Source organism: Streptomyces atriruber (assembly GCF_001418325.1).
GTDB classification, from domain to species: Bacteria; Actinomycetota; Actinomycetes; order Streptomycetales; family Streptomycetaceae; genus Streptomyces; species Streptomyces atriruber.
The window spans coordinates 1-1103 of sequence record NZ_LIPN01000702.1 but is presented as its reverse complement, the minus strand read 5'-3'; the positions used below and the strand labels follow the sequence as shown (position 1 = coordinate 1103).

At 70.6% G+C, this 1103-nt stretch carries 2 protein-coding genes; both read left to right on the top strand.

The window, feature by feature from the left end:
- Positions 1–793, top strand: a 793-nt coding sequence (locus AOK03_RS40195; RefSeq protein WP_055570235.1) for an SCO4651 family lipoprotein, incomplete at its 5' end; no start/stop codon positions are given.
- Positions 794–883: 90 nt separating this feature from the next.
- Complete coding sequence (locus tag AOK03_RS40190) at positions 884–1075, top strand: hypothetical protein (protein WP_055570234.1); 192 nt, start codon at positions 884–886, stop codon at positions 1073–1075.
- Positions 1076–1103: the final 28 nt, after the last annotated feature.

Sequence of the window (1103 nt, the reverse complement as noted above, 5' to 3'; positions counted from 1 at the left end):
CGGCGCGGTCGTCGCGGCCGCGGCGGTCGGACTGATGGCCGTCACCTCCGGGTGTTCGCACACCGATGCCGCCGCCGACGGCAGCGGTGGGGGCGACCCGGCCGACGTCGTGCGCGAGGCCGCCGACTCCGTCGTCAGGTCGGGCAGTTCGAAGGCGTCGACCTCCATGGAGATGGCCAGCGGCGGTACGCGCGTGACTATCCGCGGCAAGGGCGTCTACGACTTCCGGCGGCAGCGCGGACGGTTCGAGGTGGTGCTGCCGCCGGATCCCGCGGGCGACGACGAGCACCGGCCCATCACCGAGCTGATGACCGCGGGAGCGCTCTACATGAAGAACCGGGGGGCCGGGGTGCCCTCCGACAAGTGGGTGCGGATCGAGACACGTTCGCTCTCCGACGGCAACCTCGTCACCGGTGGTGTCACGGACCCCCTGGCGGCCGCCGAGCTGCTGCGCGGGGCGAAGAAGGTGCGGTTCGTGGGAGAGGAGCGGGTCGGCGGGGTGGAGGTACGGCACTATCGCGGGGTCGTGGACCTGCGTGCCGCGGCCCGGGCGGCTTCCCCAGGTCAGCGCGGTGCGCTCGGGGTCGCGGAGGCGAAAGGGTTCAGCAGGGGCAGCGTGCCCTTCGACGTGTTCCTCGACGAGCAGGGGCGGGTGCGGAAGCTGCGGCAGCGGTTCGCCGTGGCCGACGCGAACGTGGCGTCGACCACGTTGCTCTATGACTTCGGGGTGCCGGCCAAGGTACGACTTCCGGCCGAGAAGGACATCTTTGCCGGGAAGATTGCCGGGCAGTAGTCGCGTACGACTGGTGGAAATGGTCCGTCCGTGCCATGCGCGGTGCGTAGACCGCTCCCTACCCTAGGAAGTCGGCATCAGGAAGAGGTGATGAACGTGGCTCCGATGCGTGGCGGTACGGCGGTTCAGGACCACGTCGCCCTCGCCGAGATCGAACTGTGCGGCGAGCTCATCATTGCGGCGAGCGCGGCGGCCGAGCGGTTGAGCTTCGACCGCATCGACGAGGTCCTCCAGGTCTCCGACGGCCCGGAACCCGCCACGGCGGGCGAGGACCTCCCCTAGCGGACCACCCGCCCACCCACCGGTTCAC